This is a genomic window from Pseudomonas sp. HMSC065H01 (genome assembly GCF_001815235.1).
Taxonomy (GTDB): Bacteria; Pseudomonadota; Gammaproteobacteria; order Pseudomonadales; family Pseudomonadaceae; genus Pseudomonas; species Pseudomonas aeruginosa.
This window is the reverse complement of the sequence record NZ_KV819937.1, coordinates 1,808-17,385: the sequence shown is the minus strand read 5'-3', so window position 1 is coordinate 17,385 and position 15,578 is coordinate 1,808. Positions and strand designations below refer to the sequence as shown.

Sequence of the window (15,578 nt, the reverse complement as noted above, 5' to 3'; positions counted from 1 at the left end):
CTTGGCCGCCGGTTTCGCAGCAGGCTTCGCCGCTACGGTTTTCACCGCAGGCTTGGCTGCCGCCTTCGCAGCAGGTTTGGTCGCGGGTTTCGCCTTGCGGCTCTCCAGAGCCTTGCCAGCGGCTTCCTTCACCTTGCCGACACCCTGCGCCAGCTTGAGGCTTTCCTGTACGTCACGCTTGAGGCCGACGATGTAGGTACGGGTGTCCGCCTGCCGGGCCTTCAGGGTATCCAACGCCTCTTCCAGGTCGCTGATGGTCTCGCGCGCCTTGGCCTGTGCCTTGGTCTTGCCGGCCTTGGCAGCATCCTGCAGCTTGGTGCGAGCCTTGTGCAGTTTTTCCTGGGCTTTGCCACGTTGCTTTTCAAGTTTGGCCAGGAGCTTTTCCGAATCGACCAGCGCTTGTTTGCACGCACCTTCCAGGTGCTCGACAAGGCTGTGGGAAAGTTGCTGCAACAGGTGCAAGGGGGTGGTGACGGGCTTCTTGTTGGCCGACATGACGTGCCTCCAGGCGGACGTGGTTGCGCCCATACTAGACCCGCACACCCCCTCTCGCCAACGGGTTCGATGTGCTACAAGCGACGTGCGCCAGGATTGCCCGCCGATTCGTTTGGAGAAACCGCATGCCGCGCCGCCTTTTCATCGGTCTTTTTCTACTGCCGCTGCCGCTTTTCGCCGCGCCTCCCAAGGACGAACTGGCCTATGCCGTAGGCGCCCGCCTGGGCATGCGCCTACAGCAGGAAATGCCCGGCCTAGAGCTATCCGAGCTACTTCTCGGACTGCGCCAGGCCTATCGCGGCGAGGCACTTGAAATCCCCCCCGAACGCATCGAACAACTTCTGCTGCAACACGAGAACGCCACGACGGAAACACCGCGGACCACACCCGCCGAGGCCCGCTTCCTGGCCAACGAAAAAGCCCGCTTCGGCGTCCGCGAATTGACCGGCGGCGTCCTCGTCAGCGAATTACGTCGTGGCCAAGGTAACGGCATCGGCGCGGCAACCCAGGTACACGTCCGTTACCGCGGCCTGCTTGCCGACGGTCAAGTGTTCGACCAGAGCGAAAGCGCCGAGTGGTTCGCCCTGGACAGTGTGATAGAGGGATGGCGCACAGCGTTGCGAGCGATGCCTGTCGGCGCGCGCTGGCGAGTGGTGATTCCTTCGGCGCAAGCCTATGGCCACGAAGGCGCTGGCGACCTGATCCCGCCCGACGCTCCGCTGGTCTTCGAGATCGACCTGCTGGGCTTCCGCTGAAATGCAAAAACGGCGCTCTCCCGCATGGAGACGCGCCGTTTCGTAACGACTCGCCGGTGAATCAGACCGGTACTGCCGAACCCTCTGCGCCGCTCTGGCTGTGGGCGTTGTGCAGGACTTCGATGAGGCAGTCCTCCAGCTCGAAGCGTTCGTGCAACTGTTGCCGCAGGACCTTCAGCTCCGCGATGAGGCAGGCTCCTTCACGGCAATCGCCGTTGTCGCAGCGGTCGTTGAAGTTCAGCGCGGATTCGGTGATGGCTTCCAGCCGGGGGAAGATCTGCTTGGCCAGCTCCAGGCCGCGCTGATCGCCGAAGGCCTTGCCTTCCGCCGTCAGTTGCTCGTAGACCTCGAAGTGTCCGGCAGATACGTAGTCCAGCAGCAATTGGCAGAAATGCTGGAGTTCTTCGGCGTTGGGCGCCGGTGCCTGAATACCGCTCAGGGCATCGAAGGCCTGCACCAGTTGCTGGCGCTCATGCAGCCAGCGATCGATCAGTTGGTGCACACCCCCCCACCGCTCTTGGGCATTACGGCAGCTTTCGAGCATGTTGTCCTCGCTTCCCTCTTCGGACGTCCCGGAGAATCATCGTCCGCTCCGAGACGCATTGCTGACGCACTCTCTGCGCTCTGTGGGAGAACGCCTGTGCAAGGGGCGGACTCCGGCGCTATGGAAAGCCAGATTATGCCCCCGGGATGACCCCATCAAGACGCCCGTACAGAAAAATTCATACGGATGTTTGATCGGTATCCCGCATCCGCTCTGGTTTTCGCCAAATCGATACGGCCGACGCTCGAGAGCTGACGAAAGACCACGCGACAGCCCGCATCAGGCACGTCGGAGGAACTGCACGATGGAGAAGCCGAGATAGGCAACGAACGCCAGCAGGCTCCATTCCGGAATGCTCAGGGTGAATAGCGTCCAGCTCACCTGGGCACAATCCGCGGTGCCATGCAGGACCAGGCGGATCACTTCCTGGAAGGGAAGCGCCTGCATCATGTAGTCGAGGCTGGGCAGGCAGGCCGGCAGTTGGTCCAGCGGAACGGTCTGCAACCATACCTGGCGGGCGGCCGTGGCCCCGCCGCCGAGAGCGAGCAGGAACACCAGCACGGAGTAGATACGCCGCCCACGCAGGCCGGGCCCCTGGATCGCGCCAGCAAGGCAGGTCAGGCCGATCAGGATGAAGAAGATCCGCTGCACGACGCACAGCGGGCAGGCCTCCAGGCCAACCACATGTTCCAGGTACAGCGCCCCGCCCATGATGGCGACGCAGGCCAGGAACGCGAGAAGGAAAAGCTGACGGGGGCTGGCCAGGGGCATGGCGGATCCACAGGTACACAGGGGAAAGGCCGCCTACGGTAGTGGAAAGCCTCCGGCCGTTTCAAGCCGCAAGGCAGCTCTGCGGCAAGGCATCCCGAATCATGCCGGGCGCCCGCGACAAGCCGCCACAGTCCTGCCGATGGAGCCGAACGGGGAACGCCGGGTGGCGTTCCCCATGCTCAAATCCCCGCCACCACCACGGGCAGCCCCGGAGTACGCCGATCGAGCAGGACCAGGCCCTCCTGGAACAACTGGTTGCTGCGCTCGACCTCGCCGAGCTGCGCCAGCAGGCGTCCCAGCTCGGCGCAGGTCTCGGCACTGCGCTGGAAGCTCAGGCTGGCCTCCAGGTATTCCCGGGCCTTGCCCCAGAGCTTGTTGATCAGGCACAGGCGCCCCAGGGTCAGCAGCAGGCCGGGATCGTTCGGATGTTCCTTGAGCCAACCTTCCGCGGCCTGCAATTGCTTGCCCGGATCGCGCCCGCGCACCTGCCCGTAGAGTTGCACCAGGGTCGCGTCGAAGCCTTGCTTGAGCGCATGGCGGAGGACTTCTTCAGCCTCTTCCTCGGCGCCCAGGCGAAGCAGTTGGGCGGCATAGCCCGCGACGATCGCCGGGTCTGCACGCAGCGCCGAAGGCACGTTCTGCCAGCGCTGGGTCAGCGGCTGCAACGCCGTCTCGCCCTCGTTCAGTCCACGCTCGCCGGCTTCCTGCAAGGAAGCCACCCAGGCACGGCGTTCGAGGTCGCGCAGTTCGGAATCCTTCAGCACACGCTCCTTGCGCAGCTCCGGCAGCAGGACGCAAAGGGCCTGCCAGTCGTGCTGGGTGACGTACAGCTGCTGCATCAGCCGCAATACCGTGCGGTGCTGCGGCTGGAGCCCGTGCAGCTCTTCGAGGGTATTGCGTGCCTGCGGGTAGTCGCCGCGATTGATCAGCAGTTGCGCACGGGTCAGGCCGACCAGCAATTGGGCATCCGGCTCGCGCTCGCGAGCCCGGTTCAGCAGGTCGTCGGCCTCGTCGTAGCGCTCGAGTTCGTTGGCGGCCCGCGCCGCGCCGAGGTAATGCATCAGCGGCCGCTCGCCCATCTCCGCAGCCCGCCGCAAATGACGCAGTGCCTGCGGCCAGTTGCCTTCGCCGAGATCGCGCAGGCCGCTGTGCTCGGCCATCTGCACGCGACGCCGGCGGTTGTAGCGCGACCAGGGGTTGACCACCCGCCCCGAGCTGCCGAGCAGGCGCAGGACCAGGCGCACCAGCATCACCAGCAGCCAGACCACCGCCAGCAGGGCGAGGAACGACCACAGGCTGGATTCGTAACGGAAGCTCTTGTAGGCGATCAGCACATAGCCGGCCTGCTCGGAGATCGCCAGCCCAACCAGCGTGGCGACCAGCACCACCGCCAGGACCAGGAGGTAGATGCGTCTCATGGACGGCCCTCCGTGGCCGGAGCCGCCTGCGCCTCGGGCACCAGGTTGCCGGCGGCCTCGCGGCGCGACACGTAGGACTGCAAGGCGCTCAGGGCCGGTGCGAGGTCAGGGACCTGCACGGTGACCGGCTGCTTCACCAACTCATCGATACGCAACTTCAACGCGCGGCTGTCGGCCAGCTCTACGTTGAAATAGCCGTCCAGCACGTCCTGGGCCTGCTTCAGCGCCTGCTCGTAGACTTCCTGCTTGCCATTCAGCGCCGCCCACTGGGCTTGCTCCAGGGCCAGGCCGATGGTCAGGCGCACCTGCGCCAATTGCTCGCCGGCCAGCAGCGGACGAATGTCCTGGCCGGCATTGAAGTCGATGCGGATGTAGCGCGAGATCTTCTCCCACCACAGCTCCCAGGTGCTGTTGCCGTCGCCCCAGGCGACATTGCTGGCACCGCTTTCGCCTTCCTTGAAGGTCGGCGTGAGCGGTTGCAACTGGTTGACCTGCTCGCGCAACGCCGCCAGTTGCACGAACAGCCCGGTACGGTCCGGCTCCGGCAACGCACGCAGGGCCTCGAGGCTGGCCGCCAGCTTGGCGCGGGCGGCATAGGCGCCGGGATCGTTCTGCGCGCGCAGGATGTCATCAGCGCCCTGCACCAGTTCGGTGGCGCTGCCCACGTCCTGCAAGGCGGACAGGCGCAGGCTGGCCAGGCGCAGCAGGTGTTCGGCCTCGGCCAGTCGCCATTGCTGGCGGCTCTGGCCGAGGACCTTCTTCAGTTGCTCGCTGAGATGCTGCTGGTCGCCCTGCAGCTCCACCACAAGGCGTCGCCGGGCCTCCAGTTCGTCCGCGGTAGGCAAAGCGTCCAGGCGGGCAGCCAGTTGCTGGTTACGCTGGGCCAGGGATTCGGTCTTGCCACGGGCATCTTCCAGCTGCGCCAGTTGGTCGCGCTCGGTGCCCTGCAACTGCTGGACCTGCCAGAAGCTCCAGCCACCCGCGCCGAGTCCCGCCACGCCAACCAGCAGGGCGAGCAACGCCAGGCCGGTGGCGGTACCGGAACGCCTGGATGCATCGGGTGCAACGGGAGAAGGGGTGGAAGTGGAAGTTCTTGCGTCGTCTTGGGGAGTGACTGCTTCGCTCACAGGTCCATCCTTTGGTCAAGAAAGTTCTAGGCGGCGCTCGTCAGGGCCGCCAGCAAGGCCGGCGCGCTCGCGCCCCGGCAATCAATCACCCGTTGCGCACCCAGTTCGCGCGCCATCTCGGCGACCCGCGGGCTGGGTACGAACAGCGGCAACCGGCCTATCTCGGGCCAATCGGCTGCCGCCAACTGATACAGATTTTGCAAACCCTGTCCACTGCTGACCACCAGGCCGTTCAGGCGTTCCGCCCGCACCCTTGCCAGCAGCTCTCCGGCCGGATAGTCCGGAGCCCGGCGCCGGTAGAGTGGCAGGTAGTCCACCTGCACGCCTTGGCCGCGCAGGCGCTCGGCGAGGAATTCTCGGCCACCTTCGCCGCGCATGATCAGCACTTTCGGATCGTGCACGCGCAGGGAATCCTGGAACGCCGGCAGCGCCAGCAACGCTTCGCTGTCGTCGCCCTGTTCAGGGTAGGTTACGTCGAGGCCGTAGGCCTCGAGGATCGCCGCGGTCGCCGCGCCGACGCTGCACCAGGTCTGCTGCGGCGGCTGCGGCCAGTAGCGGTCGAGCCGCTCCAGCCCCAGGCGCGCCGCCGGCTTGCTGACCACCACCACCGCGCAGTAGCGGTCCAGGTCGAGCATCAGCGTACGCTGCTCCGGGGTTTCTTCCAGCGGATCGATCGCCAACAGCGGCAGGCTGCTGCTATGGACGCCCGCCTCGCCGAGGCTGGCGGCCAGGGCCGCGCACTCCTCGTCGGGGCGCGTCAGCAGGAGCCGCCAGCCGCTCACGGATGTCCGGCCTCGCCGTAGACGGCTTCGAGAATCGCTTCGGCGCCCTGCTCCAGCAGGTCCTCGGCCACCCGCACGCCCAGCGCCTCGGCTTCCGCCAGTGGCGCCCGCCCCTCGGCGCGCAGCAACTGGGTGCCATCAGGCTGGCCGACCAGGCCGCGCAGCCACAGTTGGTCGCCCTCGCGGATGGCGTAGCAGGCGATCGGCACCTGGCAACCGCCGTTGAGCCGCTTGTTCAGCGCGCGCTCGGCAGTGACCCGCAGAGCCGTGTCGGTATGGTGCAAGGGTTCCAGCAAGGCATGCAGGTCGCTGTCGGCCGTACGGCATTCGATGCCGACGGCGCCTTGTCCGCCGGCGGGCAGGCTGTCGTCGACACTGATCGAGGAGCGGATGCGCGACTCGAAGCCGAGGCGGATCAGGCCGGCGGCGGCGAGGATGATCGCGTCGTATTCGCCGGCATCCAGCTTGGCCAGGCGGGTATTGACGTTGCCTCGCAGGAAACGGATCTGCAGGTCCGGCCGGCGCGCCAGCAGCTGCGCCTGGCGGCGCAGGCTGGAGGTGCCGACCACGCTGCCGGCTGGCAGTTGCTCGAGGCTGGCGTAGGTGTTCGAGACGAAAGCGTCACGCGGGTCTTCGCGCTCGCAGATGGTGTAGAGGCCGAGCCCCTCGGGAAAGTCCATCGGCACGTCCTTCATCGAATGCACCGCGATGTCGGCGGCGCCTTCGAGCAGGGCGGTTTCCAGTTCCTTGACGAACAGGCCCTTGCCGCCGATCTTCGCCAGCGGTGCGTCGAGCAGCTTGTCGCCGCGACTGGTCATCGGCAGCAGGGTGACGGTCAGGCCAGGATGAGCCTGCTCCAGGCGCGCCTTGACGTATTCGGCCTGCCACAAGGCGAGGGCGCTCTGGCGAGTGGCGATGCGGATTTCGCGGGACGACATGGGATATTCCGTGCACAGGGATGCGCCCATGATAACAGTTCGAACCCGAGTGCGCGGACGCTGGGCCCGATAGCCGCACCCGGGTCGCTGGCGAACCGCCGACCGCCGTCAGAGCTGATGCATCAGACGCCTGACCCCGGCCACGTGCCGCCGGCTGACGGTCAGTGCATCGCCGTCGAGGCCTTTCAGGTAGAGCTGGAAATGCCCCAGCGGCGTACGCTGCAGGCGTTCGATCCGTTCGCGGGCGACCAGCGCGTTGCGGTGGATGCGCACGAAGCGCTCGCCGAACTCGTCTTCCAGCGCCTTCAACGGCTCGTCCAGCAGCACCTCGCCCTGCGCATGGCGCAAGGTCACGTACTTGTGGTCGGCAATGAAGAAGATCACCTCTTCCAGCGGGATCAGCTCGATCCCCTTGCGGGTCCGCGCACTGATGTGGCTGCGCGGACCGCTGCCGCCGGAGGCCGGGGGCTTGGTCAGCGCGGCCAGTTGCACGCGGTTCGGTCGCGAGGCTTTCTTCAACGCCTCGGCCAGGTCTTCGCTGCGCACCGGCTTGACCAGGTAGCCCACGGCGCTGACCTGGAAGGCTTCCAGGGCGAATTCGTCATGGGCCGTGCAGAAGATCACAGCCGGCGGCGCTTCCCGCTCGCAGAGTCTGGCCGCGACCTGGAGGCCGTCCAGACCGGGCATGCGGATATCCAGCAGGACGATATCGGGCTTGAGGCTGTCGATCAGCGTCAGCGCTTCTTCGCCATTGCTGGCCGAGGGCTCGAGGACGCGATAGCCGTCCAGTTGCCCTACCAATCGGGCCAGGCGCTCTCGCGCCAGAGGTTCGTCATCGACAATCAGGACATTCATAAGCTCAGGCTTCCTGCATGAGTCGCGCACATGGATAGCGTAGACAGGTGTAGTGCCGTCCGTCACGGCGCTCGACGCTGAGACTCGTTTTAGGCCCGAAAAGTGCCCCAAGTCGTGCATCGATATTGTGTAACGCCTGTCGCGTGCCTTTCGACGGGGGCGACTCGAGCGCCTCGTCGTAGGGGTTGCTCACACATAGCTGGAACACTCCTTCACGATAAACCGCCTCGACCTGCACCAGGCCACCTTCGACCCGCGGCTGGATGCCATAGATAAGCGCATTTTCCAGCAGCGGCTGCAAGGTCAGTTGGGGGATCGGCAGGTTGGCCGGCACCCCGTGTACCTGCCAGTCCAGTTGCAGGCGATCGCCAAGACGATACTGCTCAATGGAAAGATAGCGCCTTGCCAGCGCCAGTTCCTCCTCCCAGGAAACTAAAGTGCCGGGCTTCGCCAGGCTGGCCCGGAACAGGTCGGACAGGTCCAGCACCGCATGCTCGGCCTTCAGCGGGTCCAGCTCGATCAGGCTGGCGATGCTGTTCAGGCTGTTGAACAGGAAGTGCGGGCGAATCCGCGCCTGCAGCGATTCCAGGCGCGCCTGCAACTCGGCCTGCTGCTGCCGGCGCCACTGGCTCTGCAGGTAAAAGTAGCGCAGCACCAGGGCGGACATGATCAGCGCGATCAGCGCGTGCCGCAGATACAGATTGACCTCGCCGGCACGCGTCAGTTCTCCGCCCAGTTGATAGTGCTCGGCGACCGCCGTGCAGCCCAGGGTGAGGGCCACCACCAACAGGCAGCAGGCACTCCCCGCCAGCGCCACCGGCAGGCGCGCGAGCAATGGCCGCAGGCGGCAGAACAGCGCCGCCGAGAGCAGTACGATCCACTGCACGAACAGCGACGCCAGGGCCAGGCGCACCCAGTTGAAGCTCGGCGTCATCGGCTCCGCCAGCACCAGCACCAGCACCAGCAGCTCCGCCAGCAGCACCAGGGTGAACAGGGCTTCGGCTTCGCAGAGCTCGGGAATGAAGAAGTCGTCTTGGACGGCCGGCCGGGTCGAGCGGCCGGGCTTGAATCGGATAGGCATCGACAGAGTTTCCGCAAGGCCCGGGGCGCCCGCAAGACAGCCGCGGGCGTACGGGCGAAATAAAGCACCGAAATGCCATCTGCCGCAAAAAACCGCGAAACAGCGCTCGTTCCGGCTTCGTCGACGAGCCGCCGGTTTTTCCTCCCGGCCTGCTATCATCGTCGCACTTTGCCCGTCACGCAGGCCGCGCGGCCTGTCCGTTTCTTGTTGCAGCGAGAGATACCATGAGCGTAGAGAAGACCAACCAGTCCTGGGGCGGCCGCTTCAGCGAGCCCGTCGACGCCTTCGTCGCCCGTTTCACCGCCTCCGTCGACTTCGACAAGCGTCTCTACCGCCACGACATCATGGGTTCCATCGCCCACGCCACGATGCTGGCCAAGGTCGGCGTGCTGAGCGACGCCGAGCGCGATGCGATCATCGACGGCCTGCAACAGATCCAGGCGGAAATCGAAGCCGGCAGCTTCGACTGGCGCGTCGACCTGGAAGACGTGCACATGAACATCGAGGCGCGCCTGACCGACCGCATCGGCGTCACCGGCAAGAAGCTCCACACCGGCCGCTCGCGCAACGACCAGGTGGCCACCGACATCCGCCTCTGGCTACGCGACGAGATCGACACCATCCTCGCCGAGATCACCCGCCTGCAGGAGGGCCTGCTGGGCCTGGCCGAAGCGGAAGCCGACACCATCATGCCCGGTTTCACCCACCTGCAGACCGCCCAGCCGGTGACCTTCGGCCACCACCTGCTGGCCTGGTTCGAGATGCTCAGCCGCGACTACGAGCGCCTGGTCGACTGCCGCAAGCGGGTCAACCGCATGCCGCTCGGCTCGGCGGCCCTGGCCGGCACCACCTACCCGATCCAGCGCGAGATCACCTGCCAGTTGCTGGGCTTCGACGCGGTTGGCGGTAACTCCCTGGACGGCGTCTCCGACCGCGACTTCGCCATCGAATTCTGCGCCACCGCCAGCCTGGCGATGATGCACCTGTCGCGCTTCTCGGAAGAGCTGGTGCTGTGGACCAGCGCGCAGTTCCAGTTCATCGACCTGCCCGACCGCTTCTGCACCGGCTCCTCGATCATGCCGCAGAAGAAGAACCCCGACGTGCCGGAGCTGGTACGCGGCAAGTCCGGCCGGGTGTTCGGCGCCCTCACCGGCTTGCTGACCCTGATGAAGGGCCAGCCGCTGGCCTACAACAAGGACAACCAGGAAGACAAGGAACCGCTGTTCGACGCCGCCGACACCCTGCGCGATAGCCTGCGCGCCTTCGCCGACATGGTCCCGGCGATCCGGCCCCGGCGCGAGATCATGCGCGAGGCGGCACGCCGCGGTTTCTCCACCGCCACCGACCTGGCGGACTACCTGGTGCGCAAGGGCCTGCCGTTCCGCGACTGCCACGAGATCGTCGGCCACGCAGTGAAGTACGGCGTAGACAGCGGCAAGGACCTCGCCGAGATGAGCCTCGACGAACTGCGCCGCTTCAGCGAGCAGATCGACGCCGACGTCTTCGACGTGCTGACCCTGGAAGGCTCGGTCAACGCCCGCGACCATATCGGCGGCACCGCGCCGAACCAGGTCCGTGCCGCCGTCGCCCGCGGCAGAAAACTGCTGGCACAGCGCTGAAGTCGCGCCCAGTGCCCGGCAGATCTCCCTGTCCTACCCGAGACTTGATCGCACGGCGGGACAGGAACGCCCTTGTAGATCGACAGCCACTCTAGTGAAAGTCCTTCTTCGCTAACCGGTCGCAATGGCGGAATAACTCAGCATCAGTGCTCATCATTGAAATCATCGGCCCTGGGCGTGGCAAAAATGCCCTTGGCTTCCTGGCGCCGGTAATAGGCTTCGATGCTTAGCCCGGGATCGATGCGCGCCCTGACGATGCAGGGCTGCTGTTGCCAGGGATACTCATGCAGGCGTCGGTCCAGCTCCTTGCGCTCCTTGGCTGGCCAGCCCTGGTAGGTGCGCTGGCGCCAGTAATGGGGATCGCGTCCGGTATGCCGATCATGCTCGGCGGTGACCGGATCTAAGGGGCGGCTCGGCTCCAGGACCGGCAGGTCGGGCAACGGCTGGGTCACGTCCATGTAGCGTTGCAGGCAGTCCCAGAAGGCCAGGGCATTGACCTTGTCGAGACCGAGGGAGTGGACGCGGGTGGCCAGACAGACCTTGTTGTCGGTATAGCGGTGATGCAACCAGAGCGCATAGTCGTGGCTGCCGTAGCCACTGGGCAGCAATTGCAGCACCGGATCGAACTCGTCGAAGGGAGCGACGAACAGGCGGCGGAAGCGACGCTTGAAGCGGAGCATGCCGTCCAGGCGATTGAATTCACTGCCATCTTGCTTGAAGACTTTGCTGTAGAGCCAAAGGATGGCGCTGAAGCCGACTGCACCCATAAAATAAGTAGCTACGCCTATCCAAATTGCTATTTGCAAACCATTGGTTCCAAATATTGTTCCATACTGGTACAAAGCCAATGGGATTGAAAATAAAAAACCCGACATCTGAATAACGTGAAGATATTTTTTATTCGAAAGAAAGGCCACCATGGATATTACTGAAACAGCCACCACAAAGAATGAGCAAACCAAGGTGTAGAGTTGCTGTATGTCCCTCCTCCACTCTCCGGCGGCTTCTCCCATTATGCCAATTCCCAAAGCAATCCATACAAAAAAATAGCACAGCATCCTAAGCGTGAATATTATATAAGGAATTCTGCTAGAGTTCTGGAACTGCCAACGCATAGAGTTGCAATATGCCTCAGCACCTCCAACCTCTGACTTATCCTCAGCCCCGATCGAAAGCTGCCCTACAATCTCCATTTCCGGATCTAGATTGGCATAGTTCCCAAAGGCAAGATGGGTGTCAAAAATACCATTACGGTTAGACTCCTCCTTCCACCTTGGCGGCGGTAAAGAGTCGTTGACTTCACTGCGATAAGCACTGGCTGAGTACGTGGCATCCATGTGTACAGTCATACGTTGAACTCACTGTTCTCTATCAACCAATAAGGTGGCGCAGCATGGGGGCCCAAGTCGTCCGGGGGAAGGTACCGATTGGCGGATGTGAATGCACTCCAACTCTTCGGGCTGGGTTGAGGCAGGACAAGCCGCTGCTCAGGCTGGTCGGCATTGAGTTCGAACTGTGCGCTGATCTTCAAACCCTGGGTCATGCGCATGCTATAGCGGGCCCGAGGAGACAACTGCGGAATCGGCAGGCTGGCCGGCAGCACATAGAGCACGCTGGCAGCATCCAACGGCAAGGCTTCGAGCTTGGCGGGGCCCGCGGGGACCCGATGGTAGCGCTTGACGCCGAACAGGGTGCCCGGATCGATCGGCAAGCTGCTGAGAAACTCCTGGGCCACCAGGCGGAACGCCTTCTGGCCATTCTCGAACATGGCCAGGAGCGGGGAACTCAGCACCACGGCCCAATCGTTTGCCTCCAGCGCCTGCAACTTGGGGTCGATGCAGGATAGCGCAGTGCGGCTGACCGCTTGGCGACCCCGTTCCGCTTCCTGCAAGACAGATCGATGCGCCGCCGGCGCCAATTTGCGCCAGTCTTCCAGGCGATGGACAAAGACCCGCGGATGGCCGAGGACTCCCAGCAATTGGCGATAGGCCGTTTGCGGGTCTTTCAGATGGGCGAAGCGCTGGTCCTGGCCCATCAGCGAATCGAGCAGGCCAGCCTCGGCGAATTGCCGGCCGAAGGGGCCTTTCTTGACGATGGTTTCCGCATCGCTGTCAGTCAGTAGATTAGCGACCACAGTGCCTCCGATCGCCAAAACCGCACCAGCCAGCAAAGCATAAGGGTTTACTATCCATCCTAGGACGTAGGCACCCCAAAGGCCCCCACCCACTGCGGCCACACCGTAGGCCGCAGCCGCATCGCTATCTCCCTGCCTCAAAGCTCGGTAGCCATCCCATACACTGATGCCTGCACCGAATAGTGTGGCTGCGCCACCAAGCCCACGTAGCAACCCTAACTTAGGGCTGCCTGTTTGAACTTCTAGATTCCTGGCCCATCGAGGGGATATTTGGGCTACCGATATACGTGGGGTTTCTAGATACTTTGCAGTAGATGGTCCGAAAAGCAGCTTTGCATGGCTTCCTCCAGCGGCTGTTAAATCGATTACTGCACCGACAGCCCCGATCGTCCCTCTGTGCTTTTCTCCACTGTCTACAAAGCCACTGTATGCCTGCACCTGCACATTCAAGTTATAAATCGCAAACCCCAGCATCATCGTCGGCACGATGCGAGTGTTCTCCATCACCTGGGTCAACGTGCCTAACTGCGTACGGAATTTCGTGTAGGCAAGCAGGTCCGGGTGATCCTTGGGTACCGCCACCACCATGACGTTGCGCAGGTTGGCGCGACTCATGCCGGTGTCGCGGGGACTGGTGCCGGCCAGGGGATTGCCGGCACCGTCCTGAACGATGGCGCGCCGATAGCTCTTGCGCCTCAGCTCCTGGCGCTCGACCTCGGTCAGACCGTTGCGCAGGCCGGCTCCGCGCACGCCGACGACAACCATGTCGAGCGGCACCTGACTGTCGGGCAGCAGGCGGATACCTTTCATCTTCACCGAGAGGGCGCTCAGAGTATTGAAGGTCGGTGCGAACAAGCGGTCGAGCTGGATCTGGGTGGCGCCCTGGGACAGCCGGCCGAGTTGCTCGACTACGCTGGCGCCGAACACGTCCAGCAGGTCGCCGAGGAAGTAGGCGAGGCTCTTGCCGGCGCTGGGCTGGTCGACCTCGCCCAGCAGACTGGCTCCCAGCATCAGCGTGCTGAGGCCCATTGCATCGGGGTCCGGCGTCCGCGGGCTATCGCGCAGCGCCTGCAGGCGCCGAACCGGCTCGGGAAGTTGTCCTTCGTCCTTGGCCAGGAGCATGGCGCCAAGCGGGTGGCTTGCCTGCAGAACCGTGCTGACCACCCGCTCGACATGTGCCGCCAGCGCCCGGTAGGCGGTACCGCTGTACAGTGCGTCGCAGCGGTCGGGAAGCTGGTTCAGCGCAGCCAGTGCCTCGCTCATCAGGCTGTAGGGCTCCAGCAGGGCTTCGTCGCACTGGTGGGTCCAGTCCTGCAACACCGGGTGCAAGGGGCCTTCCAGCAGGGCAACCAGATGCTCGACCTGCTGCGTCAGGTGGATTCGGCAAGACTGTCGCTCCTCGGCGAAGATCGCCTCGTCCAGTTCGGCCTGATCGACCTCGCCCCTGAGCTTGGCGAGCGGGCCGTCGAGCATGTTGCTCAGCACCTGTGCATAGCGTCCGTTGGGACGGTGCGGCAGCAGTGCATTGAGGCTGCGCAAGTAGGCGGCGCAGTGGCGCGCCTGCGCCGCAGCGTGGCGCAAGGCGAACAGCGAGTCGTCGAGCATCAGCCCGATGAGGTTGGGATGGCCACGCAGCTTGAGGGTTTCCAGTACGTCCTCTCCGGCTTCCAGAGTAGGTAGCGCAGAGGGCGGAGCCTGCTTCAGCAGGGGCGCCAATTCCTGCTGGCGTCGCTGCAACTGGCACACCAGCGACTCTTCGCGAAAGGCGGCGAACGCAGGTGTGAATTCCGCCGGGTCTTCCAGCGCGCTCTCGACGTTGAAGTCGCGAGGTCGCAAACCCTGGGCGTGATGATCAATGACCAGCGCGGGTTGATGGATGGAGGCTTTCCAGTGCTGGTTGGCCACCGAGGCGTTCCAAGCGGACGCCATCTGCTGGCAGCGCCGGTTGACCCGCTGCGGGTCCTCCTCCAGCCAGTCGATGTACGACCAAGGCCAGGGAGTTTCGCTATAGGCCATGGTGTAGCGTGGGATCACGAACTGCCCCTTGACCAGCACCGGCACCAGGATCAGCGCTTGTGTCTTGCCTACGGCCGGACGCTTGTCCGCACGCTGGCTGCGCCCCTGCAGGAGATCGACTTCGAACAGGTTGCCCTTGCCATCACATTCCAGTTCGCGCCACAACTTGCCGTCCTGGAACAGGTAGATCCGTCCCGCCCGCGGTAGCGCGCCGGCGGGCAGCTGGTCGCCATAACCGGCCTTGCCCAGCGTTGGCAGGCGGACCAGCGGCATCACAGCCAGGAAGGTGTTCTGCTGGATACGCTCGTGCTCCTCATGGCCGAGCATATCGCTGGCCACCGGAATCTGCAGGATACCGCCGTCCTGTCGCTCGACGTTCAATGCCAGTCGTGCACGCCGATCGTTCTGGTAGGCGGTGCGCTTGCGCACGCCTTCGTCGATACTCTGGTCCTGGAATCCGCTCATGCCTCGCTCTCCGGTGGCAACAGTACGACCTGGCTTCCTTGCGCCGGGTCTCCCCAGACATCGACGATCAATTGTTCCGGCCCCTTCCGCTCGGGACGGCTACGCGCCGGGTTGTCCAGTACCTGGCCCGCTGTCGCCGCATCCGCGTCGAGCGGCGGCCCCGGCAACAGCGGCGCCGCGCCGCTGCCGTTGCCCGGGCTGCCGCCGGAGTTGACCCGGACGTTGGCCCCGGAGAGGGTCACGCCGCTGGCGTCGAGCTTGAGGAAGCTGCCGCCGCCCTTGAGGGTCAGTTCGGCGCCGGCCTCCAGCACCACCTTCAGACCGCTGCTCAGGTGGATCTCCTGGCCGGCCTCGACGAACTGGCCGCTGGCGATCTTCAGGTGCTGGTCGTTGGCTACGGTGAGGTGGTCGCTGGCTCGGACCTCCACCTTGCGCTCGGCGTGGGTGGTGCGGTGTTCCTCGGCCTTGAACTCGCTGTAGCTGTTCGCCTGCACGGTGTCGTGGCGTTGGTGACCGACGCGGATCTTCTGGTCGTGCTCGATGTTTTCGTCCCAGTCGCGCTGGGCATGGACGAAGAT

12 protein-coding genes and 2 pseudogenes are annotated in these 15,578 nt (G+C 64.5%); 2 read left to right on the top strand and 12 right to left on the bottom strand.

Going from position 1 to position 15,578, the window contains the following annotated elements; genetic code table 11:
- A pseudogene (gene algP, locus HMPREF3014_RS35255) lies at positions 1–495 on the bottom strand (alginate regulator AlgP); the annotation flags it as partial.
- A 125-nt stretch (positions 496–620) separates the two neighbouring features.
- On the opposite strand from algP, the gene HMPREF3014_RS29645 reads away from it, so the two are divergent.
- On the top strand, positions 621–1,250 hold the full coding sequence (locus HMPREF3014_RS29645; protein WP_003099229.1) for an FKBP-type peptidyl-prolyl cis-trans isomerase: 630 nt from the start codon (positions 621–623) through the stop codon (positions 1,248–1,250).
- Positions 1,251–1,311: 61 nt separating this feature from the next.
- Here the strand turns inward: HMPREF3014_RS29645 and rsd are convergent, their stop codons facing one another.
- The 8 genes from rsd to algZ all read right to left on the bottom strand — a co-directional run bounded on the left by rsd (position 1,312) and on the right by algZ (position 8,766).
- On the bottom strand, positions 1,312–1,794 hold the full coding sequence (gene rsd / locus HMPREF3014_RS29640; RefSeq protein WP_003120370.1) for a sigma D regulator: 483 nt from the start codon (positions 1,792–1,794) through the stop codon (positions 1,312–1,314).
- Between the two features lie 279 nt (positions 1,795–2,073).
- Complete coding sequence (locus HMPREF3014_RS29635) at positions 2,074–2,565, bottom strand: disulfide bond formation protein B (protein WP_003099230.1); 492 nt, start codon at positions 2,563–2,565, stop codon at positions 2,074–2,076.
- A gap of 179 nt (positions 2,566–2,744) precedes the next feature.
- Positions 2,745–3,983 carry a heme biosynthesis protein HemY gene (locus HMPREF3014_RS29630; protein ID WP_014603412.1) on the bottom strand — a complete coding sequence of 413 codons (1,239 nt, stop codon included), beginning with the start codon at positions 3,981–3,983 and terminating at the stop codon, positions 2,745–2,747.
- The gene (locus HMPREF3014_RS29625; protein ID WP_010793655.1) at positions 3,980–5,110 is read right to left on the bottom strand and encodes a uroporphyrinogen-III C-methyltransferase; all 1,131 of its coding nucleotides are present in this window, start codon (positions 5,108–5,110) and stop codon (positions 3,980–3,982) included. Before HMPREF3014_RS29625 ends, HMPREF3014_RS29630 begins: the two co-directional genes overlap by 4 nt.
- Positions 5,111–5,136: 26 nt before the next feature.
- The gene (locus tag HMPREF3014_RS29620) at positions 5,137–5,892 is read right to left on the bottom strand and encodes a uroporphyrinogen-III synthase (protein ID WP_003114032.1); all 756 of its coding nucleotides are present in this window, start codon (positions 5,890–5,892) and stop codon (positions 5,137–5,139) included.
- Positions 5,889–6,830 carry a hydroxymethylbilane synthase gene (hemC, locus tag HMPREF3014_RS29615; RefSeq protein WP_003114031.1) on the bottom strand — a complete coding sequence of 314 codons (942 nt, stop codon included), beginning with the start codon at positions 6,828–6,830 and terminating at the stop codon, positions 5,889–5,891. The genes HMPREF3014_RS29620 and hemC overlap by 4 nt, the downstream gene beginning before the upstream one ends.
- A gap of 108 nt (positions 6,831–6,938) precedes the next feature.
- Complete coding sequence (gene algR, locus HMPREF3014_RS29610) at positions 6,939–7,685, bottom strand: alginate biosynthesis regulator AlgR (RefSeq protein ID WP_003096397.1); 747 nt, start codon at positions 7,683–7,685, stop codon at positions 6,939–6,941.
- Between the two features lie 4 nt (positions 7,686–7,689).
- Positions 7,690–8,766: an alginate biosynthesis two-component system sensor histidine kinase AlgZ gene (gene algZ, locus HMPREF3014_RS29605; protein ID WP_023087910.1), complete on the bottom strand. Its 1,077-nt coding sequence runs from the start codon at positions 8,764–8,766 to the stop codon at positions 7,690–7,692.
- A 224-nt stretch (positions 8,767–8,990) separates the two neighbouring features.
- On the opposite strand from algZ, the gene argH reads away from it, so the two are divergent.
- Positions 8,991–10,385: an argininosuccinate lyase gene (gene argH, locus HMPREF3014_RS29600; RefSeq protein WP_003161177.1), complete on the top strand. Its 1,395-nt coding sequence runs from the start codon at positions 8,991–8,993 to the stop codon at positions 10,383–10,385.
- A gap of 143 nt (positions 10,386–10,528) precedes the next feature.
- Here the strand turns inward: argH and HMPREF3014_RS34870 are convergent, their stop codons facing one another.
- The 3 genes and pseudogenes from HMPREF3014_RS34870 to HMPREF3014_RS35250 form a co-directional block, all read right to left on the bottom strand.
- Positions 10,529–11,152 (bottom strand): hypothetical protein, encoded by a 624-nt coding sequence (locus HMPREF3014_RS34870; RefSeq protein ID WP_003099240.1) that lies wholly within the window; start codon positions 11,150–11,152, stop codon positions 10,529–10,531.
- Positions 11,153–11,730: 578 nt separating this feature from the next.
- Entirely contained in the window at positions 11,731–15,000 is a 3,270-nt protein-coding gene (locus HMPREF3014_RS29590) for a hypothetical protein (protein WP_003124851.1), read from the bottom strand.
- Positions 14,997–15,578: pseudogene (locus HMPREF3014_RS35250) on the bottom strand (type VI secretion system tip protein VgrG); the annotation flags it as partial. The pseudogene HMPREF3014_RS35250 and the gene HMPREF3014_RS29590, both read right to left, overlap by 4 nt.

Coding starts and splice junctions, on each gene's coding strand:
- HMPREF3014_RS29635 (WP_003099230.1), bottom strand. CDS start 2,565: ATGCCCCTGGCCAGCCCCCGTCAGCTTTTCCTTCTCGCGTTCCTGGCC.
- HMPREF3014_RS34870 (WP_003099240.1), bottom strand. CDS start 11,152: ATGGGTGCAGTCGGCTTCAGCGCCATCCTTTGGCTCTACAGCAAAGTC.
- HMPREF3014_RS29630 (WP_014603412.1), bottom strand. CDS start 3,983: ATGAGACGCATCTACCTCCTGGTCCTGGCGGTGGTGCTGGTCGCCACG.
- HMPREF3014_RS29590 (WP_003124851.1), bottom strand. CDS start 15,000: ATGAGCGGATTCCAGGACCAGAGTATCGACGAAGGCGTGCGCAAGCGC.
- hemC (WP_003114031.1), bottom strand. CDS start 6,830: ATGTCGTCCCGCGAAATCCGCATCGCCACTCGCCAGAGCGCCCTCGCC.
- rsd (WP_003120370.1), bottom strand. CDS start 1,794: ATGCTCGAAAGCTGCCGTAATGCCCAAGAGCGGTGGGGGGGTGTGCAC.
- argH (WP_003161177.1), top strand. CDS start 8,991: ATGAGCGTAGAGAAGACCAACCAGTCCTGGGGCGGCCGCTTCAGCGAG.
- algR (WP_003096397.1), bottom strand. CDS start 7,685: ATGAATGTCCTGATTGTCGATGACGAACCTCTGGCGCGAGAGCGCCTG.
- algZ (WP_023087910.1), bottom strand. CDS start 8,766: ATGCCTATCCGATTCAAGCCCGGCCGCTCGACCCGGCCGGCCGTCCAA.
- HMPREF3014_RS29645 (WP_003099229.1), top strand. CDS start 621: ATGCCGCGCCGCCTTTTCATCGGTCTTTTTCTACTGCCGCTGCCGCTT.